The following is a 23,275-nucleotide window of genomic DNA, read 5'->3' as shown; positions in this document are numbered from 1 at the left end:
AATATGGCGCGCAGGGGCTGGTGCATGCCTGGTGGGTCGCCGCCCCCTTGCTCCTGATCTTCACGCTGGCGCTGACGTTGCCGCAGATCGATCTGTCGGTGAAGCGCCTCGCGCAGGCACTCGCGCCGCCGGCCCTCGCCTGCCTGATCATGGCCGTGATGGTGCTGGGTCTGCGCCAGGCGCTGCCCGCAGATATAGGCCCTGTCGCCACGCTGGGCATTCTCGGGAGCGCGGGCGCCGCGGCCTATGCGGGTATCCTCTATTTCGTCTGGCCCGATGTGGTGCGCCAGAGCATTGCGATGATCAGGCGCACCCCGGCAGATCCGCTGCCGCCGCACGCATCCGCGCGAGCGTCCGCCGATCGAACCAGTACCTTAGCGGATTAAGCCGCGGCCCCGTCCGAGGCAGGCATGCACGGTAAGTCTCGCCCAGGCTCTGCACCACGCCCCTCCGCCCTTCCCCTCCCCGATTTTGCCGGCTCGCCCCGCCGTGGTATCCTGCGCGCGAGAGGAAGAGTGAAAGCCATGGCTCGATACGGGTTATCCCGACTGGCCGCCGCCGCCGCGCTGGCGATAGCCGCGCCGCTGGCCGCGCAGTCGCCCGCCCCTGCCGAGGCTGGCGCGGAGCCACCTGCCGACGACCATGTCATCGACCGCGATCGCTACGAACGGCTGACCGTGCCGGTCACCATCGCGGGCCAGGGCCCCTATCGCTTCCTGATCGATACCGGCGCGCAGGCCACCGTGGTGACGCACAAGATCGTCGATGATCTTGCGCTGCCGCGCCGCGGCCGGGCAATGCTCGTCGCGATGGGCAGCGCCGAGATGGTCGATCTGATCGAGGTCGACGAACTGCGCTTTGCCGACCGTTCGGTCACCGGCCTGCTCTCGCCGCTGCTTCATTCCAGCAATATCGGCGCCGACGGGATCCTCGGGCTCGACAGCTTGCAGGACCTGCGCGTGCTGATCGACTTCCGCGAAGAGCGCATGCAGGTGGCCGATGCGGCGACGCTGGGCGGCAATGCGGGATATGAGATCATCGTCCGCGCGCGGCGCAAGCTGGGGCAGATGGTGATCACCGATGCGCTGGTCGACAATATCCGCGTCGCGGTGGTGGTCGATACCGGAGCCCAGACAACCTTGGGCAACAGCGCCTTGCTGCGCAAATTGCGCGCGCGCGACATGGGCGAGATCACCAGCATGGATGTCCATGGGACGCAGATAGTCAGCGACCTTTCCTATGCGCGCAAGCTCGAGATCGGCGGGATGACCATGGGCAATGTCCCGATCGGTTTTGCCGACAGCCCGACCTTCGCCGCGCTTGGTCTGGGCAAACGGCCCGCGCTGATCCTGGGAATCGGCAGTATGCGCGTGTTCGACCGGGTGGCGATCGATTTCGCGCGCCGCCAGATCCTGTTCGACATTCCCGGCCGCCATGATCCCTCGCGCGCGCGCGCGATGTTTATGTCTGGCGGTCCCATACCCGGTGGACCGGGGAGCCCGTAGGCCCGCCACCTTGCCCCGGCGGCGCAATCGTCCCACATAGCCGCCCTATGCCGCCCGACCTTACAGCCTCCGCCCAGCGTCACGATCCCGAAGGCTGGGCCACGGTCCGGCGCTTCCTCCCCTATCTCTGGCCTGCGGATAAGCCGCATCTGAAACGGCGGATCGTCGGCGCGATGCTGTTCGTGCTGCTGGCCAAGGGGACCATGCTGGCGCTGCCCTTCGCCTATAAGGGGGCGGTCGACGCGATGACCACGCCCGCAAACGAGGCAGCGATGGTCGCGCTGGCCTTCGTCATCGCCTATGCTGCGGGACGGCTCGCGGCGGTGGTGTTCGACAATCTGCGCAACATCACCTTCGAACGCGTCGGGCAGGATGCCACGCGCCAACTGGCCGAGGATACCTTTGCCCGGCTGCACCAGCTGTCGCTGCGCTTCCACCTCTCGCGCCGCACCGGCGAAGTGACCAAGACGATCGACCGCGGGACCAAGAGCATCGACGTGATGCTCTATTTCCTGCTGTTCAACATCGCCCCGACCGCGCTCGAACTGATTGCGGTGGGCGTGATCTTCTACCTCAACTTCGGCTGGGAACTGGTCGCCGCCACCGCGCTGACCGTGGGCGCCTATATAACGGTGACGCGCAAGATCACCGAATGGCGCAACGATCTGCGGCGTCAGATGAACGAGCTCGACGGGACCGCGCTGGCGCGCTCGGTCGACAGCCTGCTCAATTACGAGACGGTCAAATATTTTGGCGCCGAGGTGCGCGAGCGCGAACGTTACGCCGAATCCGCGCATGCCTATGCCGAAGCCGCGGTGAAGAGCGAAAACTCGCTCGGCCTGCTCAACATCAGCCAGGCGGTGATCATGAACCTGCTGATGGGCGGCGCGATGGGCTTTACCGTGTGGCAGTGGAGCCAGGGCGTGCTGACCACCGGCGACCTGGTGCTGGTCAACACCTATCTGATCCAGCTTTTCCGCCCGCTCGACATGCTTGGCATGGTCTATCGCACGGTCCGGCAGGGGCTGATCGACATGGCCGAGATGTTCCGCCTGATCGATACCAATGCAGAAGTGCAGGATGCCCCCGGTGCCCCGGCGCTAATCGTGCGGCGACCGACGCTGGCGTTCGAGGATGTCGTATTCGGCTATGAGGAAGACCGCACCATCCTCCACGGTCTGAGCTTCGAGGTGCCCGCGGGCAACCATGTCGCGATCGTCGGTCCCTCGGGCGCGGGCAAGAGCACGATCGGACGGCTGCTGTTCCGCTTCTACGATCCGCAGGCGGGCCGGATCCTGATCGACGGACAGGACATCGCGCAGGTGACGCAGGCCTCGCTGCGCAACAAGATCGGCATCGTCCCGCAGGACACCGTGCTGTTCAACGACACCATCGGCTACAACATCGCCTATGGCCGCGCCGGGGCGAGCACCGATCAGGTGGCCGCGGCGGCCAGCGCGGCAGCGATCCTGCCCTTCATCGAACGCCTGCCCGACGGCCTCGATACCGAGGTCGGCGAACGCGGGCTCAAGCTGTCGGGGGGCGAGAAGCAGCGCGTCGCGATTGCGCGGACGCTGGTCAAGGACCCCCCGATCCTGCTGCTCGACGAAGCCACCAGCGCGCTGGACAGCCGCACCGAACAGGCGATCCTCGCCACGCTGCGCCGGGTCTCGGAACATCGCACCACGCTGGCCATCGCGCACCGGCTCTCGACCATTGCCGATGCCGACCGCATCCTGGTGCTCGACCAGGGGGGGCTGGCGGAAAGCGGGACGCATGGCGACCTGCTCCGCGCGCGCGGCCTCTATGCCGATATGTGGGCGCGCCAGCAGGCCGAAAGCGACGCCTGAGCCCGCTCGCTGTAGGCCGCGTAGGATTCGCGCGAACCCGGTGCGTCTGGCCGCAGTCTTGTGATGCACTGCAACATCGTTCATAGGGCGAAGCGATTTTCGCGCGCCGATTGCGCGTGCGCTTCCCGAACCTGACAGGACATTTCCCATGCTCGACCGTGCCGCGATCCACCGCGACTGGTTTTCCAACATCCGCGCAGACGTGCTTGCCGGCCTCGTCGTCGCGCTGGCGCTGATCCCCGAGGCGATCGGCTTCTCGATCATCGCCGGGGTCGATCCGCGGGTCGGCCTCTATGCCTCGGTGGCGATCGCGATGGTCATCGCCTTTACCGGCGGGCGCCCGGGCATGATTTCGGCAGCGACTGCGGCGGTGGCCGTGGTGGTTGTGCCGCTGGTGCGCGACCACGGGGTCGAATATCTCTTCGCCGCGACCATATTGATGGGCGTCTTCCAGGGCATTGCCGCGCTGCTGCGGCTCGACCTGCTGATGCAATTCGTCAGCCGCTCGGTCATCACTGGCTTCGTCAATGCGCTGGCGATCCTGATCTTCATGGCGCAGCTGCCGCAGCTCGACCCGACCGCTGCCGGGATTGGCTGGGTGACCTATGCGATGGTCGCTGCCGCGCTGGCGATGATCTACATCATCCCCAAGTTCACCACCGCCATCCCCAGCCCGCTGATCGCGATCATCGTGCTGACCGCGCTGACGATTTTCCTCGATGCGCCGGTCAACACGGTCACCGACATGGGCGAGCTGCCCGAAGGCCTGCCCTATTTCGCGCTGCCCAATGTGCCGCTGACCTGGGAAACGCTGACCATCATTGCCCCCTATGCGGCGACCATGGCCGCGGTCGGCCTGCTCGAATCGCTGCTCACCGCGCAGATTGTCGACGATATGACGCATACCGGCAGCAACAAGCGCCGCGAGAGCGGCGGTCAGGGCATCGCCAATATTGTCGCGGCCTTCTTCGGCGGCATGGGCGGCTGTGCGATGATCGGCCAGTCGGTCATCAACGTGACCAGCGGCGGCCGCGGCCGGCTGTCGACCTTTACCGCGGGCCTGTCGCTGCTGATCCTGCTTGCGCTGCTTGGCGACCTTGTCGGCCAGGTGCCGATGCCCGCGCTGGTGGCGATCATGATCATGGTCTCGATCGGAACCTTCAGCTGGAACTCGATCCCCAATATCGGCAAGCACCCCTGGCAGAGCTCGGTGGTGATGCTGACCACGGTTGCCGTGGTCGTGGCGACGCATAACCTCGCGCTGGGCGTGCTGGCGGGCGTGGTGCTCTCGGGCGTGTTCTTCACCCACAAGGTGATGACGATGTTCGAGGTCGTTCGCGAACGCGACGGGGAAACCGCGATCTACCGCGCCAAGGGGCAGATCTTCTACGCCAGCGTCGAACGCTTCGAAGCCGCGCTTGGCCCCGAAAGCATCATGCCCGACCCTGCCGACCATGTGATCATCGACGTGTCGAAGGCGCATTTCTGGGACATCAGCGCGATCGGCGCGCTCGACAAGGTGGTCGAACGCATGCGCCGCAATGGCCGCAGCGTGCAGGTCGTCGGGCTCAACCGCGCGAGCAGCGATTTGGTCGACAAGTTCGCGCTGACCGACAAGACCGGCGTCGAAATCGGGCTGGCCCCGCATCCGTAAGCCGCATGTCGGGGGCAATGGCCGCCCCTTCGCGAGCCGCCCCTGATACGCAGCTGCGGGCATGAAAAAGGGCGGGCCCGGTATATCCGCGCCCGCCCTTTTTAGTGCATTCGCCGAAGCCTAGTCCGCTTTCAGCGCTTCCAGCAGCTTCTCGGCCGCAGGCTCGCTCGACGGCGGGTTCTGGCCGGTGATGAGCAGGCCATCCTGAACGACATAGGGTTCGAAGACGCCCTGCTTGGAGAAGGTCCCGCCCTGCTCGATCAACACGTCTTCGAGCAGGAAGGGCACGATATCGGTCAGGCCGACCGCGTCTTCTTCTTGGTTGGTAAAGCCGGTGACCTTGCGTCCCTTAACGATCGGATCGCCATTCGGCGCGGTGACGTTCTTCAGCACGGCAGGCGCATGGCAGACCAGCGCCACCGGCTTGCCGGCGGCCAGCGTGTCTTCGATCACGGCTTTTGAAACCGCGCTCTCGGCCAGGTCCCAGAGCGGCCCGTGCCCGCCCGGGTAGAAGACGCCGTCGAACGATGCGACATCGACATCCGCGAGTTTCTCGGTCGAGGCCAGCTCCGCCTGGGCCTCGCTGTCCTTCTTGTATCGTTCGGTCGCCGCGGTCTGCGCATCGGGCTCGTCGGATTTCGGATCGAGCGGCGGCTTCCCGCCTGCGGGGCTGGCCAACGTGATGTCATGCCCCGCATCCTTGAGGACGTAATAGGGGGCAGCGAACTCTTCGAGCCAGAAGCCCGTCTTGTCGCCTGTGTCGCCGAGCTCGTCGTGGCTCGTCAGAACCATAAGAATTTTCATAAGTTTTGTCCTTTTCGGGGGATTTTGGCGCGGCCGAAACGTCCGGCGCTTCATCAAAGGAACACACTTCGCCCGCTTCGGTTTCGCATTCGGGTGGCCGATCGCGGCCGGGCACTATGCCCCTGACCGTCAGGCCGCAGACGCCGCCCCTGTACGCAGAACTTCGAGCGCCTCTTGCGCGCGGAGAGCAGGCACGAAGGCATGATCGTGGTGGAATGCCGCGATCATGTTGCAGGCGATCCCGGCATCGGCGAGTGCGGTGGCGACTGCGGCAGTGAGCCCGACACCTTCGAGGTCGGAATGCACCATCAGCGTAATGCGCGCGAAGTCCGGACCCTCGATCCCCAGTTCATCCGCCACATCGGCAGGGACAATAGCGGTCACGCCCTCGTCCTCGCGAAAGGTACCGATCGCCGCGCCGAGCAATTGCGGCGCCGTGTCCGGTTGTACGAGGACGAAACGCCAGCGGCGCGAGTCGAGCCGGGGCGCCATGGCGGCGATCATCGCCCGGCCATCGCGCACCGGCCCGCCCATTACAGGATATACTTGCTGAGGTCGGTATCGCCCGCCAGCGTTTCGAGCCGTTCGCGCACATAGGCCGCGTCGATCGTGATCGTCTCGCCCTTGTGCTCCTCGGCCTCGAAACTGATGTCCTCGAGCAGGCGCTCCATCACCGTCTGCAGGCGGCGGGCACCGATGTTCTCGACCGCTTCATTGACCTGCGCGGCCAGCTTGGCGACTTCGGTGATCGCATCCTCGGTGAAATCGAGCGTGACGTCTTCGGTCCCGATCAGCGCGCAGTACTGTTCGACCAGATTGGCGCGCGTTTCCTTGAGGATGCGGACGAAGTCCTCCTCGGTCAGCGCACGCAATTCGACGCGGATCGGCAGGCGGCCCTGCAGTTCGGGCAGCATGTCCGAAGGCTTGGACAGGTGGAACGCGCCGCTGGCGATGAAGAGCACGTGATCGGTCTTCATCGGACCGTATTTGGTCGCCACCGTGGTGCCCTCGATCAGCGGCAGCAGGTCGCGCTGCACGCCTTCGCGGCTGACCGAGCCGCCGCGCACATCGCTGACCGCAATCTTGTCGATCTCGTCGAGGAACACGATGCCATTGGTTTCGGCATTTTCCAGCGCGACGCGATTGACGTCGTCCTGGTCCATGCGCTTGTCGCTTTCTTCCTCGACCAGCCGGTCCCAGGCATCGGGCACCTTCAGCTTGCGGCGCTTGAGCGGGCTCTTGCCCATCGCCTTGCCGAGCATGTCCGAGAGGTCGATCATGCCGACCCCGCCGGGCATTCCGGGCACATCCATCGGCGAGCTGGGCGCTTCGCGCACCTCGATCTCGACCTCGGTATCGTTCATCGAATTGTCGACGATCCGCTGGCGGAAGGCCTCGCGCGTCGCTTCGCTGGCATTGTCGCCGACCAGCGCGGTGAGCAAGCGGTCCATCGCCGCCTTGCTCGCGGTTTCGCGCACTGCCTCGCGGCGGCGGTCCTTTTCCAGCCGGATCGCTTCTTCGGCAAGGTCGCGCGCGATCTGGTCGACGTCGCGGCCGACATAGCCGACCTCGGTAAACTTAGTCGCCTCGATCTTGATGAAGGGCGCTTCGGCGAGCTTCGCCAGCCGCCGGCTGATCTCGGTCTTGCCGCAGCCGGTGGGGCCGATCATCAGGATGTTCTTGGGCGTCACCTCGTCGCGCAGCTCGGCGTCGAGCCGCTGGCGGCGCCAGCGATTGCGCAGCGCCACCGCGACGGCGCGCTTGGCATCCTTCTGGCCGATGATGTGTTCGTCCAGCGCGGCGACGATCGCCTTGGGGGTCAGTGCTTGTGTCATGAAACTCTTCAGACCGTTTCGACGGTCACATTGCCGTTGGTGAACACGCAGACATCGGCGGCAACCGCCATGGCCTTGCGCGCGATGGTTTCTGGATCGTCTTCGTAATCGACGAGCGCCTTGGCCGCGCTGAGCGCGTAATTGCCGCCCGAGCCGATCGCGGCGATCATCGCCCCGGAGTCGGAAACGGGTTCGAGCACGTCGCCATTGCCGGTAAGCACCAGCAGGTTGTCCTTGTCGGCCACGATCATCAGCGCTTCGAGATTGCGCAGGTACTTGTCCATGCGCCAGTCCTTGGTCAGCTCGACCGCGGCGCGCAGGAGCTGGCCGTTATATTGCTCGAGCTTCTTTTCGAGCCGTTCGAACAGCGTGAAGGCATCGGCGGTCGCACCGGCAAAACCGGCGACCACTTTCTCGCCTTCGCCGATCCGGCGGACCTTCTTGGCATTGGGCTTCATCACCGTATTGCCCATGGAGACCTGTCCGTCCCCGGCAATCACGGTGACATCGCCGCGCTTGACGCCGATGATGGTGGTGGAATGCCACTGGGTCAGCCCGTGGCGATTGTCGTTTGCATCCATGCCGCGCGATATGGGGGGTGCGCGGCCGGGGTCAAGCGCAGCCTAGCCGCCGACACCCGCCTGGCCGACCGCACCGATATTGCCGAACAGGTCTTCGAGGAAGCTCCGCTCGCGGCCCAGCGTGGGGGTCTCGTTGCCATCGGGACTGAGAAAGACGACCTTGTCCATGCCGGTCTGTTCGGCGGAAACGACATTGCCGGCGGCATCGAACTTCACCGCCAGTACCGAATGTTCGCGGATGCGCGGGCGGACGAACGGCTTGCGCCCCGTCGTGCTCGACACATAATACCAGGTCTTCTCGCCATACTGGCTTTCGAAGGTCGGGCGGCCGAGCGTGCCGGTGACGCTGCGCTCGTTATCGATGCCGGGCTGGACCGACTGCAGCAGGGTCGCATCGACGATATAGCCGCGCGGCTCGCGGATCGCAGCGCAACCGCTCGTGGCAATGGCAGCCGCGCCAATTACGGCAAGGCCCAGAATTTTCGACCTGTTCATGGGAACAGCAAATCTCCGTCTGTCGGCAGGCGCTTGGCCGCGGGCGACCACCTGCCTATATGCTCGGGCAACGCCTTAATCCGAAAGCGTCGGCCCTTGCAACTCGGCAATGGGGTGCGCTTGGGGATCGCGGTTTGAATTGCCGCTGAACGGAGTAGTCTGTGTCTATCCTTGCCCGCCTTTTCGGCACCGTCTTTTCCTCTGGCCCGGACCCGCGCGAAGAATGGCGCCCACTGTGGCACCGCGTGGTCGCCGAAGCGCGCGATCCCGACTGGTACCGCATGTGCGGCGTCGCCGACAGCGTCGAGGGGCGCTACGACATGATCACGCTGGTGCTCACGCTGGTGATGCTGCGGCTGGAGGATGCGGGCGACATGGGCCCCGCCACCGCCCGGCTGACCGAATTGTTCGTCGAAGACATGGAAGGCCAGATGCGCGAAGCGGGGATCGGCGATCCCACCGTGGGCAAGAAGATCAACGCGCTGATGGAAAGCATGAACGGGCGCATCGGCGCCTATCGCGACGGGCTGCGCAGCGACCCCAAGGTGCTGGTCGAGGCGGTGCGCCGCAACGTCACCATGGCGCAGCCCGACGAGGCCGAGGCCTTGGTCCAGCGCATGGCGGCGCTGCATGCGCGGCTCGAACGCACCGGCGTGGACGAATTGCGCACAGGTGAGATCGCGGCATGAGCGCCGGGGAACTCAGTCGCCTGGTAAAGCCGCGCGCGCTGCCCGGTGCGCCGCTGGTGGTGGAGGCCACCGACGCCGAACGCGCCGCGCTGGCGCAGCGGTTTGCCGTCACCTCGGTCCCCGACCTCACCGCGAGCGTCACCTTCGACACCGACGGCGAGGCGGTGCTGGCCAATGGCACGCTCACCGCGACCATCGAACAGCCCTGTGCGGTGACGCGCGAGAATATCCGCTATGCGGTGACCGAGCCGCTCGCGCTGCGCTTCGTGCCTGCCGAATCGATGCCCGACTATGCCCCCGACGAGGAAGTCGAACTCGACACCGAAGACCTCGACGAGATTCCATACGAGGGCGACGTCTTCGATCTCGGCGAGGCGATCGCGCAGACGCTCGCGCTGGCGATCGATCCCTATCGCGAAGGCCCGGGCGCGGACGAGGCACGCCGCAAGGCGGGCATTGCCAGCGACGAGGACCAGGCCCCGAGCGGTCCGCTGGCCGAGGCGCTGGCGGCGTTGAAGAAGGACCAGGCATGACGGCGCTCATGATCACCCCCATGGCCTCGCTCGAGGAGCTCGTTCCGGCGCTCGCAGCGGAGGGGCTACCGGTGGATGATATCGAAGACGACGGGCGCGCGTTTTTCGCCTTTCATCACGCGGGGGAATGCATCGGCTTCGGCGGGATCGAGGGCGATGGCCGGGACCGCATTCTGCGCTCCCTCGTCATCCTCCGCGCGGCGCGCGGTCGGGGCACGGGGCGCGAGGCCGTCACGCTACTGGAGAGCGAGGCGCGTCGTCAGGGTGCCGCCCGGCTGCATTTGCTGACCACCACCGCAGCGGACTTTTTCCGGAAGCTGGGTTACCGCGATCACGACCGGGAGGATGCGCCCGAAGCGGTCGCATCCTCACGCGAATTCGCCGCGCTGTGCCCTGCCAGCGCCGACTATCTGGTCAAGTCGCTGTAAGCGATCAGAACGGGATGTCGTCGTCGAGATCGTCGTAGTTCGAGCCGCCCCTCTGGTTCTAGCCGCCGCCACCTCTCGTCGCGCCGTCGAGTGTCATCAGTGTGCCGCTAGAACCTCGAGGTAGAGGATAAGTACATAACGGCCCTCATCTATTCCACCTGAAGAAAACGACATCGCCATACTTCGATTTGTACGTGAGAGAAACATAGAGGATCAAGGTGGAAACAAATATTGGTAGGACTAGGATGTCCATTTTGGTGCCAAAAGAGGCACTAAAAAAGTCGTTGGCAATAAAAAGTATACCCAGCGCCATTGGACCGAGAATAGGGAGAAAATTCAGCCGATTAGCGCTTTTTGCCAATCCCAGGGCGAGGGACGCAGCCATGCAAGTCAGGATGAGGGTCCAGACAATGAGTACCGTCGAGTATGAAGCAACTGCCATCGTCACAACGAAAAAGCATGCAAAAATTGCGTGATAGGTAAGGATCGTTTTGATCAGCAGCTTGTAGTCCATGACGGTTCTCGATCCTTAGCTGTAAGTGGGATTACAACCACTCCATCAGAACGGAATATCGTCGTCGAGATCGTCGTAGTTCGAACCGCCGCCGGCGCCGCCCGCGCTGCCGCCCGATGCTGCGCCGCCCTGGGCGCCGCCGCCCTGGTTCCAGCCGCCGCTCTGGCCGCCGCCACCTGAGCCGCCGCCCTGGTCCCACGAGCCGCCGCCACCGCCGCCGCGCTGGCCACCGCCGCCGCCGCCGCCCTGGGCGCCGTCGAGCATGGTCAACGTGCCGTTGAGGCCGCGCAGCACGACTTCGGTGGAATAACGGTCGTTACCCGACTGGTCCTGCCATTTGCGGGTCTGCAGCTGGCCTTCGATATAGACCTTCGAACCCTTGCGCAGGAAGCGTTCGACCACGCCCACCAGACCTTCGGAAAAAATCGCAACCGTGTGCCATTCGGTGCGTTCCTGCCGTTCACCGGTGTTGCGGTCCTTCCACGTCTCGCTCGTGGCGATGCGCAGATTGGCGACCTTGCCACCATTCTGGAAGCTGCGGATCTCGGGATCGGCGCCGAGATTCCCGATGAGCATGACTTTGTTGAGGCTACCGGCCATCGAATCGTTCCTTCGTAACTGTTGACCCACGGCCTAACCCAGCCCGCCAGCGGGGGCTAGACAGGCGCGGCTGCGTTTCCACCGGACCGGACCCGGTTCGCTACAGTCCCAGTGCGGTCGCGATCCAGAAGGTCAGCCCGCCCGCGACATAGGCCAGCGCGAACAGGTACGCGACCATGAAGGCGGGCCATTTCCAGCCGTTGGTCTCGCGCCGGGCGACCGCGATGGTCGAGATACATTGCGGCGCGAAGACGAACCAGGCGAGAAAAGCGAGCGCGGTCGGCAGGCTCCACAGCGCGGCGATCCGGTCGGTCACGCCTTGGGCGGCGAGGTCTTCATCCTCGGTATCGACCGCATAGGTCGTCGCCAGCGCGGAAACCGCCACTTCGCGCGCGGCCATCGCCGGAATCAGCGCGAGGCTCATCTCGCGGTTGAAGCCGATCGGTTCGAGCACCGGGTGCAGCACATCGGCGACCCGGCCCGCGACGCTGGCATCCATCTGGCTTTCGCCCGGTGCGGCCTTGGGGAAGCTCAACATCAGCCATAGCGCGATTGTGACGACGAAGATGATCGTGCCCGCGCGGCGCAGGAAGACCCACGCGCGCTGCCACAGGCCGATCGCCAGATCCTTGATCCGCGGCAGCTGATAGCGCGGCATTTCCATGATAAACCCGCTCGCCGCGCCGCGCGCCACGGTGCTGCGCAGTACCAGCGCCACCACCATCGCGCCGACGATTCCCGCCAGATAAAGCACGAACAGGACCAGGCCCTGCAGGCCGATGCCCGGCCCCACGCTGGTTTCGGGGATCACTGCGGCAATGATCACCGCATAGACCGGCAGCCGCGCCGAACAGGTCATCAGCGGGGCGATCAAGATGGTGGTCAGCCGGTCCCTGGCATCGGGAATGCTGCGCGCGGCCATGATGCCGGGGATCGCGCAGGCGAAGCTGGAAAGCAGCGGGATAAAGCTTTTGCCCGACAGGCCAACGCCCGCCATCAACCGGTCCATCAGAAACGCCGCGCGCGCCATGTAGCCGCTTGCCTCCATCACCAGGATGAAGAAGAACAGGATCACGATCTGCGGCAGGAAGACCACCACCGAGCCGACGCCTGCCAGCACGCCTTCGGTAAGGAAGTCGCGGATCAGCCCGGCGGGCACGACATCGGTCACCACCCCCGATATCGCGCCGACCGCGCCTTCGAGCGCATCGGCAAAGGGGGTCGCCCAGGCAAACACCGCCTGGAAGATCACGAACAGCAGGCCGAACAGGATGACCGGCCCGATCCAGGGATTGAGCAAGACCCGGTCGACGCCGTTCTCGACCGTGTGGCGGGTCGAGGTCGACAGGATCGCGCCGCGCGCCATGTGCTTGGCCGCCAGCCGCCGCTCGGGCAGCGTCAAATGCCATTGCCGATGCGCGTCCTCGTCGGCATGGGTTTCGGCTTCTGCGATCGCCGCAGCCAGTTCCTTCAGCCCCTTGCGCCGCACCGCGACCGTCGGGATCACCGGCACCCCCAGCGCTGCGGACAGCGCCTCGGGATCAAGCACCAGACCGTCGCGCTCGGCAAGGTCGATCATGTTGAGCGCGACCACCGTCGGGCGCCCGAGTTCGAGCACTTCCTGCGCGAAGACGAGATGCTGTTCGAGATTCGCGGCATCGAGGACAAGCACGATGACCTCGGGCGTGGCCTCGCCTTCAAACTCTCCCTGGACGACCTTGCGGGTCACTTCCTCGTCGGGGCTCGCGGCATCGAAACTGTAGGAGCCGGGCAAGTCGATCAGTTCGACCGGTTCGCCGCTGGGCAGCGCCAGCCGCCCCGCCTTGCGTTCGACCGTTACGCCGGGATAATTGGCGATCTTCTGGCGCGCGCCGGTGAGCGCGTTGAACAGCGCGGATTTGCCCGCATTGGGATTGCCGACAAGGGCGGCGATGCGTTTGCGGCTCATGCGGGTTCGACCTCGATCGCCATTGCGTGGCTGCGGCGCAGCGCAATGGTCATGCGTCCGATACGGATGGCAAGCGGATCGCGCGTTCCGAAAATGCCGCGATGGATGATCGCGACCTCGGCGCCTTCATCCACGCCCAGCGCCTTGAGGCGCTTGCCTTCATCCTCGGCCAGCGCGGCCCAGTCTACGGCCACGATCCGCGCGGCCTTTTCATGTTCGAACCCGTCCAGCGTCATACGCGCCGCCCTGTCAGAAGTGCGCGGTAGTTGCAACTGGTTATCAATAGCGCGCTAGCGTGCGGGGTAGCGCAGCCGTCCGAGGAAGCGCGAGACGCTGAAGCTCTCGCGATCGGGATTGAGCCATTTGGCCTTGACCCGTTCGAACGTCATCACGCCGTCGATCCGGCGCTCGAGGAAGGCCCGCGTCTCGGCCTTGCCCTCGCTCTCGTCATCGACGAACACCGCCAGCGTCGCACCATAGATCGAGGCGAGGATCGCGCGCTTGGTGTAGTGATTGTAATCGGTCGCCGTATCGCCCGCGAGCCGCCACATTACATCGGCGCTGTTCCAGCCGGTCTTGAGCGCGCGCGGTGCGTTTCGCGGCATCGCCATGATCGCCAGCGCGCGGCGCAGCGCCTCTTCCTGCCCGGCCACCGCATCGAGTCGATACTGGACGAGGCTGCGAATGCGTTCGCGGATTTTTATCTCGGCCAGCTTTTCGGGCGGCAGGTCGAGCATCATCTGCCGGTCGATCGTCTCGATCCAGGCGCAGATCATGCCCATCGCGCCGTCATCCTTGTAGGCGAGCCGGGCAACATCGCGGTCCGCGCCAAGCTGGTCGGCGGCCATGTCCAGTGCGGCATCGCTCCAACCATCGAAGATCGCCGCCTCGGCGATCCCCGGGGCCAGCGCGAGCCGCAGCTCGTCGAGCGTGAGGTCGGCGACGTCCATGTCAGCTCGGCCCGTAGGCTTCGGCCTGCTCGCCGCGATCGGCCTCGGCGCGTTCGATTTCCTCGAGCATGGTCGAGCGCGCACCCATCAACCGCGCATAATCGCGCGCGGTGCGGCCCGAATTGTCCGCCCGGTCGGGATCAGCGCCCTTTTCGATCAGCAGCCGGACCAGGCCGCTATCGCGCCGGTGGACGGCGGCAATCAACGGGGTTTCGCCGGTGCTGTTGGGCACATCGACCGCCGCGCCGCGCCCGGCCAGGATTTCCACGCCTTCGGAAAAGCCGAGCTGGGCGGCGAGCTGCAGCGGCGTAGTGCCGTGCTTGTCGGCGAGATTGGGATTGGCGCCCTTCGACAGCAGGAACCGCAGCCACACCGCATCGCGCCGCTGGGTCACGATATGCAGCGCGGTTTCACCGCTGGAAATGTCACGCGAATTGACCAGCACGCTGCCCGGTTCTTCGAGCAGCAGCGTCGCTTCGTCACCCTGGCGCTTCTTTACCGCTTCGAGGAACTTGTATCCGTCGCGCTGCGACTGCGCCTGCAGCGGCCCCGCCAGCAGCGATCCTGCCAGCGCCGCCAGAAGGATGTTTTTCACCAAACGCTTCACCGTGTAGGGTCCCTATTATCCGCAATTCAATGGCTGACTCGCCCTTGCCGAGCGCCGGTTAGCAGACCATGAACCCTCACACCATGCTACGCAACCACGCCCCGATTTTCGCCGCGCTGCTGCTGCTCTCCGCCTGCAACAGCGCCCCTCCCGCAACACCGCCGCTGGCCGGCGCCGCGATCGGCGGCGAGTTTACGCTGACGGGCGAGGATGGCAGCGATGTCAGCTGGAGCGATTTCGACGGGCAGTACCGCACCGTCTATTTCGGCTACACCTATTGCCCCGACGTCTGCCCGGTCGACACCCAGCGCGCGATGGCGGGCCTCAAGACGTTCGAAGAGGCGAACCCCGCGCTCGGCGCGCAGATCCAGCCGCTGTTCATCAGCGTCGATCCGGGCCGCGACAATCCCGCCACGCTCACCGAGTTCACCGACAATTTCCACCCGCGGCTGATCGGGCTGACGGGCACGAAAGAGCAACTCGACGCGGTCACCGGGGCCTTCGCCGCGACCTATACGATCGAAGATCCGTCAGAGGGCGGCGGCTATCTCGTCGGCCATACCAACATCACCTATCTGTTCGGACCCGATGGCGAGCCGCTGGCCATGCTGCCCACCGATGAAGGCTCCGAAGCGGTCGCCGCGGAACTGGAAAAATGGGTGCGCTGAGGGAGCGTTTCTGGGAGCGGCCGCTAGCCGATCTCACCACTGAGGAATGGGAAGCGCTGTGCGACGGCTGCGGACGCTGCTGCCTGCACAAGGTAGAATATGAAGACACGGGCGAGATCGAGCACACCAATGTGGCGTGCAAGCTGCTCGACCCACGATCCGCGCAGTGCACCGACTACAAGCACCGCAAGGCTTTCGTCCCCGATTGCCTGCGGCTGACGCTCAAGATCGTCGAAGACGTGAGCTGGCTGCCCGCGACCTGCGCCTATCGCCGCCGCGCCGACGGGCAGCCGCTGCCGCGCTGGCACTATTTGCTGACCGGCGACCGCGAGGATGTGGTCCGCGCAGGCGTATCGGTAGCGGGCCGCGTGGTGAGCGAAACCGATGCCGGCCCGCTCGAACACCATGTCGTCGAATGGGACGACGACGACGAGGAAGACGCGGCATGATCGACTGGCTGCGCCGCGAAGCGCTCGAGCCGGTGATCGCGCTGGATGACCGCGAACTGCCGATCGAGATCATCCGCAATCGCCGCGCGCGGCGGCTGACGCTGCGGCTGGCGCCCGATGGCAGCGCGGTGCGCATCACGCTGCCGCATTGGTGCCGCAGCGCCGAAGCGATCGCCTTTGCCCATGCACGGCGCGAATGGCTGGCGGCGCAGCTGGCCAAGGTGCCCACGCAGCGCGACCCCGTGCGGGAACGGCGGCTGCCCTATCGCGGCGCCGAGATCGCCATCGACTGGCGCGCAGATGCCCCGCGCAAGCCGCAGGTCGCGGGCGACACGCTGACCGTCGGCGGCCCCGAGGACACGCTGGGCAAACGCCTGCAGCGCTGGCTCGAGGGCGAGGCAGTGCGATTGTTCGCCGCGGATGCCGCCGATTACTGCGCCCGCGGCGATCTCGCGCAAGCCGAGGTCAAGCTCACCCGTGCGCGGCGGCGCTGGGGGAGCTGTTCGTCCGAAGGCGTATTGCGGCTCAACTGGCGGCTCGTCCAGGCGCCCGACCATGTCCGCCGCTCGGTAGTTGCGCATGAAGTCGCGCATCTGGTCCATTTCGACCATTCGCCCGCGTTCCACGCGCTGCTCGACCAGCTCTACGAAGACGATATCGAACAGGCCAATCGCTGGCTCAGCCGTCACGGACGCGAACTTTACGCAAGCTTCGGCTAGCCAATACTGGCGCGGTTCACCGAAACCCCCTATCTTGGCACCCATGCGCTTTACGTCACGCTTCGATCCCCGGGCCGGGGCCGCCGACCTGTGGGAATATCTCCGCGAACCGCGGCCCTATCGCTGGCCGATACTCGCGGTATCGATCGCGATCCCACTCGCCGGGGTGGCGATGCTGACGCAGGAATCGCATTTCCGCCCGCCCGATGCGCCCAAGGTGAACTTCATCTCGACCTTCGCCGAGGGGCGCAGCGACGAGGAAATCCGCCAGTCGAACCTCGTCAACCAGCAGCGCAAGGAAGCGCGCGAGGCCGAACGCGAGGAACTGCGCGCGCGCAAGGTCGAGGCCTACAAGGCGCTCGGCCGCGCAACCGGGCTCGATGTCGACGAAATGGAGCGGCAGGCGCAGATCGAAGCCGCGCGCGAGAAAGCCATCGCCGAGGCACGGCGGCGCGAACGCTACCAGGCAGGCTCGGCACTTGACCTCAGCGGCGACTGACGCGCGCTGGCTCGACGCGGCGGCACGGCTGGCGGGCCGTTCGCGCCCGGCGAGCTATCCCAATCCCGGCGTGGGCTGCATCCTCGTCAAAGACGACCGCGTGGTCGGACGCGGCTGGACGCATGCCGGCGGCCGCCCGCATGCAGAGGCAGCCGCGCTGGACCAGGCGGGCGAGGCCGCTCGCGGCGCCACTGCCTATGTCACGCTCGAACCCTGCGCGCACCGCTCGCCGCGCGGCCCGGCGTGCAGCGATTTGCTGGTCGAAGCCGGTGTCGCGCGCGTGGTCGCAGGCGTCGAGGACCCCGATCCGCGCACTGCGGGCGATGGGCTGGCGCGCTTGCGCACGGCGGGGATCGAGGCCTCGCTCCTCCCCTCCCCCGCATCCCAAGCCAGCCTGGCGGGCTATCTCACCCGGGCTCGTCACGACCGGCCGCATGTCACGATGAAGATCGCCATGTCGCTCGATGGTTGCATCGCCATGGCCAGCGGCGAAAGCCAGTGGATCACCGGCGATGCCGCGCGCGCGCATGTCCATTCGCGCCGCGCACAGGCGGATGCGATACTCGTCGGCGGCGGAACCTGGCGCGCCGACCGGCCCGGCCTCGATGTGCGGCTGTCCGGGCTCGAGAACCGCAGCCCGCAGCGCGTCGTGCTTACCCGCGGGGTCGCCCCCGACGGGGTCAAGGTCATCAACACCCCCGCGCAGGTGGCCGGGCTCGATGCGCTCTATCTCTATGTCGAAGCGGGCGCGAATATCGCCGCCAGCCTTCTTGCCGCCGATCTCGTCGACCGGCTCGAGCTTTACCGCGCCCCGATTGTCATCGGCGGCGGGCGCGGCGCTGTCGCCGACCTCGGGCTCGACAGCCTCGCCGCGGCGCATGGCCGGTGGCAGCTTGCCGAAAGCCGCCAGCTTGGCAGCGACAGCTTCGCCGCCTACAGCCGCCTGCGGTAATCAGGAGCACACATGTTCACCGGAATCGTCACCGCCATCGGCACCATCAGCGCAGTCGCGGACAAGGGCGATTTGCGCGTCACCATTGCCTGCCCGTGGGACCCGGCGGGGATCGATATCGGTGCCTCGATCGCATGTTCGGGCGTCTGCCTGACCGTGGTCGAGAAAGGCGGGCAGGAAGGCGATGCGTGGTTCGCGGTCGACGTCTCGGGCGAGACGGTCAGTCGCACCGCGCAGGACCAGTGGCGCGCCGATCGGCGGCTCAATCTCGAACCCGCGCTGCGCCTGGGCGACGAATTGGGCGGACACCTCGTTACCGGGCATGTCGATGCGGTCGGGCGGGTGGCGCTGGCCGAGGATATCGGCGGCTCGACCCGGCTCGAAATCCTCGCGGGCGCGGATATTGCCCCCTTCGTCGCTGAAAAAGGCTCGATCACGGTCGACGGGGTTTCGCTGACGGTCAACGCGGTCGAGGATGAACCCAGCGGCGAGGTCCGCTTCGCGCTCAACATCATCCCGCATACCGGCGAAGTGACCACGCTCGGCGACCTGTCCGAAGGCGATACGGTCAATCTCGAGATCGACGTGCTCGCGCGCTATCTCAAGCGAATGCAGAGCCTCGCCGGCTGACAGGCGCGGCGATTCTCCCCGTGCTTTCGACCCTCAAGCGATCACGCCCGATGCTATGGCTGGTGTTGGCGCTGCCCGCGCTGTGGATCGGGCTGCGCTGGTCGATCACGCCCGACCAATATGGCTATGGCCATGCGATCGGCGATAGCGGCGACTGGGCCGCATGGCTGCTGATGGCGACGCTCGCCGTCACCCCGTTGCGGCTGGTTTTCCGGCGCAGCGGCTGGACCCTGTGGCTGATGCGCCGGCGGCGCGATATCGGCGTGGCCAGCTTCGCCTATGCCGCGCTGCACACTGCGATCTATCTCGTGCGCAAGGGTTCGCCCGAATATGTGCTGGCCGAATTCACCACCCCCTACATGCTGGCAGGCTGGGCGGCGCTGGCGCTGTTCGTGCCGCTGGCGCTGACCTCGAACGATGTTTCGGTGCGGATGATGAAGCGCGGCTGGAAGCGCCTGCACCGGCTGGTTTATCCGGCGGCGATCCTCACCTTCCTGCACTGGGCATGGTCGGCTTTCGACCCGACCACGGCCTGGATCCACATCGGGATCCTGGCCGCGATCGAGATCGTCAGGATTGCGCTACAGCGCGCTCAGAAAGTGACGTAGTTCTTGAACCGTTCGACTTCGGCTTCGTCGACATACTTGCCGATTTCGCGATCGAACACGCCCATGTCGGCATAGGGACGGTATTCTTCGAATTCGTGGACCATCTTGTCGGTCATGCCGGGGATAAGACGAATCTCTTCCTCGGTCCCGCTGTTGAGGTTCACCGGCACGAAGACATTGGTGAGAACGGCGGCGGCTTCCTCGGCGCTCAGCGTTTCGAGCAGCTTGGCGTTGAGGTCGGTCACGCTGGCATAGGGCTGGCCGGCCGCGATCGCGGCAGCCAGTTCCTCGCTCACGCCTTCGGCGCCGGCAAGCTGTTCGGCAGTGGCGGTGTTGGCATCCAGCACGGCGGCGGTTTCAGCGGTTGCGGCATCGTCGATGGTTTCGACTTCGGCGGTGTCGGCCGGCTCTGCCGTTTCGTCGGCAGCGCCCGAGCAGGCGGCGAGAGTGAGCATGGTGCCCGAAAGGGCGGCGGCAAGTACAAGCTTACGCATAGGGTGTTTCCTCCTTTTGAGAAGCGCTCGCAATAACCGCGCTATCGGCGAATGAAAAGCGAAGCGTGCCGATTTTCCTACTCGGGCGAATTCTGCTCGAACCCGCAGGATGCCGCAGCCGTCTCGCCCGTGCCGTTTTGCCCGTTTCGCAGGCTCCGCCGCAGCCCGCCGTTTTCTTCGCCTGGACCGTGTAACATGCGGTCCATGTGACAGGACTTGCCCGCGGCAATCCTACACATGTCCTACATCAGCTCAGCGGGCCCGCCGCGAAGCCGTCGCGGTCGATCTCGTAGACCAGATGGACCACGCGCTTGCCCTGGTACTTTTCCAGTTCATAGCGCTCGGTGCGCACCGCGCCGATGGCTTCCAGCGCATTGCGCGAACGGTAATTGGTATCGCCCACGCGGAACTCGACCAGCGCGACATGCTCGAAGGCATGGGCCAGCATGGCGCGCTTCATCTCGGGATTGATGCCCTTGCCCCACCAGCGCGGCGCGAGGAAGGTCCACCCGATCTCGACCACCCCGCCCTCATCCGCATCGTATTTGTCGAAGCGGGTGGAGCCGAGCACGCGATTGTCGCGCTTGTCGACCACTGCCAGCGCGCCGCCGCTCGCCAACCCTTCGTCGAGGAAGGCGTCGAACACTTCGCGCCGCCAGCGATCGTGGATCGGGTGCTGTTCCCAGACCGCGGGATCGGAAGCGATTTCGTACAGCGCGTCGCGGTCGGCCTCGGCGAGCGGACGCAGCACCAGCCGCTCGGTTTCGAGAGTCCGCTGGCGGTCCATTTACGCGCTCGTGACGTCCGCCAGTGCGGCGATGAAGCGGGGCGTGTTGCCTTCGTGCAGACCGGCCACGTTGATGCGGCCCGAACCGGCCATGTAGATGCCGTGCTCCTCGCGCAGTTGCGCAATCTGCTCGCGCGACAGGGGCAGCATGGCGAACAGGCCGTTCTGGTGACCCAGCGCGGCAAGGTTGAGGCTCGGCACCTCATTATCCGCGGCAGCCAGCCGCTCGCGCACGCGGCGCATGCGCGCGCGCATCTCGCCCAGTTCGTCGAGCCACTGGTTGGTCAGTTCCTCGTCGCGCAGCACCGTGCGCACCGCCGCGCCGCCATGATCGGGCGGCATCGACCAATTGGCCCGCGCCAGTGCGTTCGCGTTGGATACGATCGCGGGCAGGTCGGCAGCGCTGCGCGCGATCATGTAGAAGGCGCCCACGCGGTCGCGGTAGAGACCGAAATTCTTGTCGCAGCTATAGGCGACCAGCGCCTCGGGCACCTTGGCAAGCACTTGGCGCACCCCCGCGATGTCTTCATCGAGCCCCTGCCCCAGCCCGTGATAGGCGACATCGAGGATCGGCAGGACACCGCTTTCGACAAAGGCATCGGCGATCCGGCCCCACTGCTCCTGCGTGTAATCGACCCCGGTGGGGTTGTGGCAGCAGCCATGCAGCAGGACTGCATCGGTCGCGCGCGCATTGCCGATCGCCTCGAGCAGCGCGTCGATATCGGCGGTGCCATCGGCATTGGCATGGTGGAAGGTGGTGGTCTCGACCCCGACGTCCTGCAGGATCTGCGCATGGTTGGGCCAGCTCGGCACGCCGAGATGGATGCGCGTCACGCCCGCCGCCTTGGCCAGCGCCACCGCCAGCCGCACCGCGCCGGTGCCACCCGGGGTCTGCATGCCTTCGAGCCGTCCGCCCATCGTGGCGTCCTTCCCGAAGATATAGGGCTTGAGCGCATCGACGAAGCCGGTGTCGCCCTCGGGCCCCAGATAGCTCTTGGAATCCTGCGTATCGACCAGCCGCTGTTCCGCCGCCTTGATCGAACGGAAGACCGGCGTCGCGCCGTCATTGGTGCGATAGACGCCCACGCCGAGGTCGATCTTGTCCTCGCGCGGGTCCTGCGCATGCATCTTGATGAGCGCGAGCAGCGCGTCGGGAGACTGGGCTTCGAGTTGGTCAAGCATGCGCGCCTCATCGCCCGATATGCCAAGGGCCGCAACAGGAAATCCCGTCGCGGCCCCGTGCCTGCGCGAATTATGGTTGGGCGATCCGAAGGGCGGCTTGTTCGCCCTTGCTCAGAAGGGCAGCCAGCGGTGCTCCTTGGAGAACTTCATATAGCCTGCATTGATGCCGAGACGCAGCCCCGCGCCCATGCGGATCGGGATGAGCACGACATCGCCCTTGCGCAGATAGCTCGCAGTGAGCCCGCCGATGACATAGGCCTGCCCCTCGCCCGCCGGATAGCGCTCGTACAGTTCCTCGGTATCGTACAGATTGTAAACCAGCACGAAGGTGCTGCCGGCATTGGCCCCGGCGTCGAGCCCGATCGAGGGACCCGTCCAGTAGACCGGCAGCTCGCCTTCGATCTTGTGGTAGAGCGTGCCCGAGCCATAGCGCGCCCCGACGATAAAGGCCCCGCCCGCCTCGCGGCCGACGATATAGCCATTGGGTTCGCCCTGCTTTTCCAGCAGGCCGCGGATCATCTTGGCCACGCCTTCGGCGCCCTTGCCGAAGACGCCTTCGGCCGCACCGATGAGATCATCTTCGCGGTAGGTCGTCGTGGGATCGTCGGCCACCGCGCCGTCCACCGCATCGCCGGCAGCCTCTTCGGCCGCCTGCTCGGACCATTGCGGTTGCCCGGAATCGGTCTGGACCGGATCGGTTTGCGTTTCATAGTCCCAAACGGTTTCATCCGTCCCGTCGGTGGACGGGGGCGGCGCATAGCTGGGCGCGGTCTTTGGCTCGCCATAGACCGGCTGGTCGCCCGGCTGCTCGACCAGATCGCCGTCGATCGCGCTGTCGGGGTCGATCGTTTCGACCTGCGCGGCGAGCGGGCTCGCCGCCATGCCGAATGCTGCGAGCGCCATGCCAAGATGCGGCCATATGCGTGTAAATTTCGTCATCGATCCCTCCGTGTCGGCGGCGCGTGCGCAGACAGCTGCGCGGTGAGAAGAATCCTCTTAGAGCGGCGCGGCAATGAAACGGCGATGAACCGAATCGGAAATGCGGCGAACCGAGTCGTTGCAGGGGTCGGGCCGTTGTCTGCACCGGCATGCAAAACTCCGCTTGAAGGCCCGCAAAGCCATGGCTATAGCGCGCCCCTCGCAGCGGGCATGCCCGATCCTGCGACATGCGGAGACGTGGGTGAGTGGCTGAAACCAGCTCCCTGCTAAGGAGCCATACCTGGTAACGGGTATCGAGGGTTCGAATCCCTCCGTCTCCGCCACTTTCCCGGCCTCGCGATCGAGCGGGCGGGAC

General features: G+C 65.8%; 29 protein-coding genes and 1 tRNA gene (1 of these 30 running past the window's edge). 15 read left to right on the top strand and 15 right to left on the bottom strand.

Annotated features, from left to right (window positions below; all coding sequences use genetic code 11):
- The 4 genes from J2S32_RS14220 to J2S32_RS14205 form a co-directional block, all read left to right on the top strand.
- Positions 1–386, top strand: partial view of a lipopolysaccharide biosynthesis protein gene (locus tag J2S32_RS14220; RefSeq protein ID WP_253522425.1) — the 3' portion only. 1,156 nt of this gene lie to the left of the window's left edge; only the last 386 of its 1,542 coding nucleotides appear in the window; its start codon lies off the left edge, out of view; its stop codon occupies positions 384–386.
- A 138-nt stretch (positions 387–524) separates the two neighbouring features.
- Entirely contained in the window at positions 525–1,505 is a 981-nt protein-coding gene (locus J2S32_RS14215; RefSeq protein WP_253522422.1) for an aspartyl protease family protein, read from the top strand.
- Positions 1,506–1,552: 47 nt separating this feature from the next.
- Positions 1,553–3,355, top strand: a complete 1,803-nt coding sequence (locus J2S32_RS14210) for an ABCB family ABC transporter ATP-binding protein/permease (protein WP_253522420.1) — start codon at positions 1,553–1,555, stop codon at positions 3,353–3,355.
- 148 nt (positions 3,356–3,503) lie between these two features.
- A complete protein-coding gene (locus J2S32_RS14205) occupies positions 3,504–5,009 on the top strand; it encodes a SulP family inorganic anion transporter (protein WP_253522418.1) in 1,506 nt (501 codons plus the stop codon).
- Positions 5,010–5,129: 120 nt separating this feature from the next.
- Here the strand turns inward: J2S32_RS14205 and J2S32_RS14200 are convergent, their stop codons facing one another.
- The 5 genes from J2S32_RS14200 to J2S32_RS14180 all read right to left on the bottom strand — a co-directional run bounded on the left by J2S32_RS14200 (position 5,130) and on the right by J2S32_RS14180 (position 8,724).
- A complete protein-coding gene (locus tag J2S32_RS14200; protein ID WP_253522416.1) occupies positions 5,130–5,813 on the bottom strand; it encodes a type 1 glutamine amidotransferase domain-containing protein in 684 nt (227 codons plus the stop codon).
- Between the two features lie 129 nt (positions 5,814–5,942).
- The gene (locus J2S32_RS14195; protein WP_253522413.1) at positions 5,943–6,347 is read right to left on the bottom strand and encodes an ACT domain-containing protein; all 405 of its coding nucleotides are present in this window, start codon (positions 6,345–6,347) and stop codon (positions 5,943–5,945) included.
- Positions 6,347–7,648, bottom strand: coding sequence for an ATP-dependent protease ATPase subunit HslU (hslU, locus tag J2S32_RS14190; protein WP_253522410.1), 1,302 nt, complete (start codon positions 7,646–7,648; stop codon positions 6,347–6,349). Before hslU ends, J2S32_RS14195 begins: the two co-directional genes overlap by 1 nt.
- 8 nt (positions 7,649–7,656) lie before the next feature.
- Positions 7,657–8,229 (bottom strand): ATP-dependent protease subunit HslV, encoded by a 573-nt coding sequence (gene hslV / locus J2S32_RS14185; protein ID WP_253522408.1) that lies wholly within the window; start codon positions 8,227–8,229, stop codon positions 7,657–7,659.
- 42 nt (positions 8,230–8,271) lie between these two features.
- Complete coding sequence (locus J2S32_RS14180) at positions 8,272–8,724, bottom strand: outer membrane protein assembly factor BamE (protein WP_253522406.1); 453 nt, start codon at positions 8,722–8,724, stop codon at positions 8,272–8,274.
- A gap of 161 nt (positions 8,725–8,885) precedes the next feature.
- Between J2S32_RS14180 and J2S32_RS14175 the strand changes: the two genes are divergently transcribed.
- From J2S32_RS14175 to arsN2, 3 genes are read left to right on the top strand one after another with little or no spacing between them, the layout of a single operon-like run.
- The gene (locus J2S32_RS14175; protein ID WP_253522404.1) at positions 8,886–9,413 is read left to right on the top strand and encodes a ubiquinol-cytochrome C chaperone family protein; all 528 of its coding nucleotides are present in this window, start codon (positions 8,886–8,888) and stop codon (positions 9,411–9,413) included.
- On the top strand, positions 9,410–9,946 hold the full coding sequence (locus tag J2S32_RS14170; RefSeq protein WP_253522402.1) for a YceD family protein: 537 nt from the start codon (positions 9,410–9,412) through the stop codon (positions 9,944–9,946). Before J2S32_RS14175 ends, J2S32_RS14170 begins: the two co-directional genes overlap by 4 nt.
- Positions 9,943–10,374, top strand: a complete 432-nt coding sequence (gene arsN2 / locus J2S32_RS14165) for an arsenic resistance N-acetyltransferase ArsN2 (RefSeq protein ID WP_253522400.1) — start codon at positions 9,943–9,945, stop codon at positions 10,372–10,374. The genes J2S32_RS14170 and arsN2 overlap by 4 nt, the downstream gene beginning before the upstream one ends.
- Before the next feature lie 145 nt (positions 10,375–10,519).
- On the opposite strand, the gene J2S32_RS14160 is transcribed toward arsN2, so the two are convergent.
- From J2S32_RS14160 to J2S32_RS14135, 6 genes are all read right to left on the bottom strand, one after another.
- Positions 10,520–10,888 carry a hypothetical protein gene (locus J2S32_RS14160; RefSeq protein ID WP_253522397.1) on the bottom strand — a complete coding sequence of 123 codons (369 nt, stop codon included), beginning with the start codon at positions 10,886–10,888 and terminating at the stop codon, positions 10,520–10,522.
- A gap of 45 nt (positions 10,889–10,933) precedes the next feature.
- The gene (ssb, locus tag J2S32_RS14155) at positions 10,934–11,488 is read right to left on the bottom strand and encodes a single-stranded DNA-binding protein (RefSeq protein ID WP_253522394.1); all 555 of its coding nucleotides are present in this window, start codon (positions 11,486–11,488) and stop codon (positions 10,934–10,936) included.
- A gap of 100 nt (positions 11,489–11,588) precedes the next feature.
- Positions 11,589–13,436: a ferrous iron transporter B gene (gene feoB / locus J2S32_RS14150; protein WP_253522391.1), complete on the bottom strand. Its 1,848-nt coding sequence runs from the start codon at positions 13,434–13,436 to the stop codon at positions 11,589–11,591.
- Positions 13,433–13,672 (bottom strand): FeoA family protein, encoded by a 240-nt coding sequence (locus J2S32_RS14145; protein ID WP_253522389.1) that lies wholly within the window; start codon positions 13,670–13,672, stop codon positions 13,433–13,435. Before J2S32_RS14145 ends, feoB begins: the two co-directional genes overlap by 4 nt.
- Positions 13,673–13,726: 54 nt before the next feature.
- Positions 13,727–14,386: a COQ9 family protein gene (locus J2S32_RS14140; protein ID WP_253522387.1), complete on the bottom strand. Its 660-nt coding sequence runs from the start codon at positions 14,384–14,386 to the stop codon at positions 13,727–13,729.
- Position 14,387: 1 nt separating this feature from the next.
- Positions 14,388–14,981 carry an ankyrin repeat domain-containing protein gene (locus J2S32_RS14135; protein WP_253522385.1) on the bottom strand — a complete coding sequence of 198 codons (594 nt, stop codon included), beginning with the start codon at positions 14,979–14,981 and terminating at the stop codon, positions 14,388–14,390.
- A gap of 95 nt (positions 14,982–15,076) precedes the next feature.
- Between J2S32_RS14135 and J2S32_RS14130 the strand changes: the two genes are divergently transcribed.
- The 7 genes from J2S32_RS14130 to J2S32_RS14100 are packed head-to-tail and all read left to right on the top strand — an operon-like array spanning position 15,077 to position 19,518.
- Positions 15,077–15,661, top strand: a complete 585-nt coding sequence (locus J2S32_RS14130) for an SCO family protein (protein ID WP_253522382.1) — start codon at positions 15,077–15,079, stop codon at positions 15,659–15,661.
- The gene (locus J2S32_RS14125; protein WP_253522379.1) at positions 15,649–16,110 is read left to right on the top strand and encodes a YcgN family cysteine cluster protein; all 462 of its coding nucleotides are present in this window, start codon (positions 15,649–15,651) and stop codon (positions 16,108–16,110) included. Before J2S32_RS14130 ends, J2S32_RS14125 begins: the two co-directional genes overlap by 13 nt.
- Positions 16,107–16,829 (top strand): M48 family metallopeptidase, encoded by a 723-nt coding sequence (locus J2S32_RS14120; protein ID WP_253522377.1) that lies wholly within the window; start codon positions 16,107–16,109, stop codon positions 16,827–16,829. Before J2S32_RS14125 ends, J2S32_RS14120 begins: the two co-directional genes overlap by 4 nt.
- Before the next feature lie 43 nt (positions 16,830–16,872).
- Positions 16,873–17,328: a hypothetical protein gene (locus J2S32_RS14115; RefSeq protein ID WP_253522375.1), complete on the top strand. Its 456-nt coding sequence runs from the start codon at positions 16,873–16,875 to the stop codon at positions 17,326–17,328.
- On the top strand, positions 17,309–18,280 hold the full coding sequence (gene ribD, locus J2S32_RS14110) for a bifunctional diaminohydroxyphosphoribosylaminopyrimidine deaminase/5-amino-6-(5-phosphoribosylamino)uracil reductase RibD (protein ID WP_253522373.1): 972 nt from the start codon (positions 17,309–17,311) through the stop codon (positions 18,278–18,280). Before J2S32_RS14115 ends, ribD begins: the two co-directional genes overlap by 20 nt.
- A gap of 12 nt (positions 18,281–18,292) precedes the next feature.
- Positions 18,293–18,910, top strand: coding sequence for a riboflavin synthase (locus J2S32_RS14105; protein WP_253522371.1), 618 nt, complete (start codon positions 18,293–18,295; stop codon positions 18,908–18,910).
- 20 nt (positions 18,911–18,930) lie between these two features.
- Entirely contained in the window at positions 18,931–19,518 is a 588-nt protein-coding gene (locus J2S32_RS14100) for a sulfite oxidase heme-binding subunit YedZ (protein WP_253522369.1), read from the top strand.
- On the opposite strand, the gene J2S32_RS14095 is transcribed toward J2S32_RS14100, so the two are convergent.
- The 4 genes from J2S32_RS14095 to J2S32_RS14080 all read right to left on the bottom strand — a co-directional run bounded on the left by J2S32_RS14095 (position 19,503) and on the right by J2S32_RS14080 (position 22,920).
- A complete protein-coding gene (locus tag J2S32_RS14095) occupies positions 19,503–20,012 on the bottom strand; it encodes a hypothetical protein (RefSeq protein ID WP_253522367.1) in 510 nt (169 codons plus the stop codon). The two genes, J2S32_RS14100 and J2S32_RS14095, sit on opposite strands and share 16 nt — an antisense overlap.
- A 247-nt stretch (positions 20,013–20,259) precedes the next feature.
- On the bottom strand, positions 20,260–20,799 hold the full coding sequence (locus J2S32_RS14090) for a GNAT family N-acetyltransferase (RefSeq protein WP_253522365.1): 540 nt from the start codon (positions 20,797–20,799) through the stop codon (positions 20,260–20,262).
- Complete coding sequence (locus tag J2S32_RS14085) at positions 20,800–21,981, bottom strand: aromatic amino acid transaminase (protein WP_253522363.1); 1,182 nt, start codon at positions 21,979–21,981, stop codon at positions 20,800–20,802. It abuts the gene before it with no gap.
- A 111-nt stretch (positions 21,982–22,092) separates the two neighbouring features.
- A complete protein-coding gene (locus J2S32_RS14080) occupies positions 22,093–22,920 on the bottom strand; it encodes a DUF1134 domain-containing protein (RefSeq protein ID WP_253522360.1) in 828 nt (275 codons plus the stop codon).
- Positions 22,921–23,151: 231 nt separating this feature from the next.
- Between J2S32_RS14080 and J2S32_RS14075 the strand changes: the two genes are divergently transcribed.
- Positions 23,152–23,243: transfer RNA gene (locus J2S32_RS14075), tRNA-Ser, on the top strand.
- Positions 23,244–23,275 lie beyond the last annotated feature (32 nt).

The organism is Qipengyuania citrea (assembly GCF_024171405.1).
GTDB classification, from domain to species: Bacteria; Pseudomonadota; Alphaproteobacteria; order Sphingomonadales; family Sphingomonadaceae; genus Qipengyuania; species Qipengyuania profunda.
This window is presented reverse-complemented; position numbering and strand designations above follow the sequence as displayed.

Bases quoted from the DNA above. Each gene is read 5' to 3' on its own strand.
- J2S32_RS14215 (WP_253522422.1), top strand. From the start codon at position 525: ATGGCTCGATACGGGTTATCCCGACTGGCCGCCGCCGCCGCGCTGGCG.
- J2S32_RS14210 (WP_253522420.1), top strand. From the start codon at position 1,553: ATGCCGCCCGACCTTACAGCCTCCGCCCAGCGTCACGATCCCGAAGGC.
- J2S32_RS14205 (WP_253522418.1), top strand. From the start codon at position 3,504: ATGCTCGACCGTGCCGCGATCCACCGCGACTGGTTTTCCAACATCCGC.
- J2S32_RS14200 (WP_253522416.1), bottom strand. From the start codon at position 5,813: ATGAAAATTCTTATGGTTCTGACGAGCCACGACGAGCTCGGCGACACA.
- J2S32_RS14195 (WP_253522413.1), bottom strand. From the start codon at position 6,347: ATGGGCGGGCCGGTGCGCGATGGCCGGGCGATGATCGCCGCCATGGCG.
- hslU (WP_253522410.1), bottom strand. From the start codon at position 7,648: ATGACACAAGCACTGACCCCCAAGGCGATCGTCGCCGCGCTGGACGAA.
- hslV (WP_253522408.1), bottom strand. From the start codon at position 8,229: ATGGATGCAAACGACAATCGCCACGGGCTGACCCAGTGGCATTCCACC.
- J2S32_RS14180 (WP_253522406.1), bottom strand. From the start codon at position 8,724: ATGAACAGGTCGAAAATTCTGGGCCTTGCCGTAATTGGCGCGGCTGCC.
- J2S32_RS14170 (WP_253522402.1), top strand. From the start codon at position 9,410: ATGAGCGCCGGGGAACTCAGTCGCCTGGTAAAGCCGCGCGCGCTGCCC.
- arsN2 (WP_253522400.1), top strand. From the start codon at position 9,943: ATGACGGCGCTCATGATCACCCCCATGGCCTCGCTCGAGGAGCTCGTT.
- J2S32_RS14160 (WP_253522397.1), bottom strand. From the start codon at position 10,888: ATGGACTACAAGCTGCTGATCAAAACGATCCTTACCTATCACGCAATT.
- ssb (WP_253522394.1), bottom strand. From the start codon at position 11,488: ATGGCCGGTAGCCTCAACAAAGTCATGCTCATCGGGAATCTCGGCGCC.
- feoB (WP_253522391.1), bottom strand. From the start codon at position 13,436: ATGAGCCGCAAACGCATCGCCGCCCTTGTCGGCAATCCCAATGCGGGC.
- J2S32_RS14145 (WP_253522389.1), bottom strand. From the start codon at position 13,672: ATGACGCTGGACGGGTTCGAACATGAAAAGGCCGCGCGGATCGTGGCC.
- J2S32_RS14140 (WP_253522387.1), bottom strand. From the start codon at position 14,386: ATGGACGTCGCCGACCTCACGCTCGACGAGCTGCGGCTCGCGCTGGCC.
- J2S32_RS14130 (WP_253522382.1), top strand. From the start codon at position 15,077: ATGCTACGCAACCACGCCCCGATTTTCGCCGCGCTGCTGCTGCTCTCC.
- J2S32_RS14125 (WP_253522379.1), top strand. From the start codon at position 15,649: ATGGGTGCGCTGAGGGAGCGTTTCTGGGAGCGGCCGCTAGCCGATCTC.
- J2S32_RS14120 (WP_253522377.1), top strand. From the start codon at position 16,107: ATGATCGACTGGCTGCGCCGCGAAGCGCTCGAGCCGGTGATCGCGCTG.
- J2S32_RS14115 (WP_253522375.1), top strand. From the start codon at position 16,873: ATGCGCTTTACGTCACGCTTCGATCCCCGGGCCGGGGCCGCCGACCTG.
- J2S32_RS14105 (WP_253522371.1), top strand. From the start codon at position 18,293: ATGTTCACCGGAATCGTCACCGCCATCGGCACCATCAGCGCAGTCGCG.
- J2S32_RS14095 (WP_253522367.1), bottom strand. From the start codon at position 20,012: ATGCGTAAGCTTGTACTTGCCGCCGCCCTTTCGGGCACCATGCTCACT.
- J2S32_RS14090 (WP_253522365.1), bottom strand. From the start codon at position 20,799: ATGGACCGCCAGCGGACTCTCGAAACCGAGCGGCTGGTGCTGCGTCCG.
- J2S32_RS14085 (WP_253522363.1), bottom strand. From the start codon at position 21,981: ATGCTTGACCAACTCGAAGCCCAGTCTCCCGACGCGCTGCTCGCGCTC.
- J2S32_RS14080 (WP_253522360.1), bottom strand. From the start codon at position 22,920: ATGACGAAATTTACACGCATATGGCCGCATCTTGGCATGGCGCTCGCA.